The organism is Acidovorax sp. KPB24-07, from assembly GCF_057543315.1.
Genome location: NZ_BAAJYS010000964.1, coordinates 1 through 541, shown reverse-complemented (window position 1 = coordinate 541; position 541 = coordinate 1). Strand labels below are relative to the sequence as shown.

The following is a 541-nucleotide window of genomic DNA, read 5'->3' as shown; positions in this document are numbered from 1 at the left end:
CCGGCACGCCGGCGGGCGTGCGGCAGGCCGAAGTGCAGCTGCAGGCCGAGGGCGACACCGTGCGTGCCCGCGTGCAGTGGGACAGCGAACGCGCCGGCCGCGTGCAGGCCGATGGCAGCACCCGACTGGCCCGTGCCGATGGCGGCTGGCAATGGCCTGCCGATGCACCGCTGGCCGCCACCGTGCGCGCCCAGCTGCCGGACGTGGGCGTGTGGTCCGCCCTGGCACCGCCGGGCTGGCGCGTGAAGGGCACGCTGGACGCCAATGTCGCCCTCGCCGGCAACCGCGCCGCGCCCCGATGGAGCGGCACGCTCGGCGCCGACCAGCTGTCGGTGCGCTCGCTCATCGACGGCGTGGACCTGCAGGACGGGCGCCTGCGCGCCACGCTGAACGGCGACCGGCTCGACATCACCGAATTTCGCGTGAACGGCGGCCAGGGCAGCAACGCCCGCATCGCCGGCTTCAGCGGCAACCGCACCGCGGCCCCGCGCGACGGCGGCAGGCTCACCGGCCAAGGCAGCGTGTCTTGGGCCACGGGCGG

The 541-nt window shown here is 76.2% G+C and carries 1 pseudogene; it reads left to right on the top strand.

Features of this window, described 5'->3' with window-relative positions:
* Positions 1 to 541, top strand: a pseudogene (locus AC27IQ_RS26915) (translocation/assembly module TamB domain-containing protein); the annotation flags it as partial.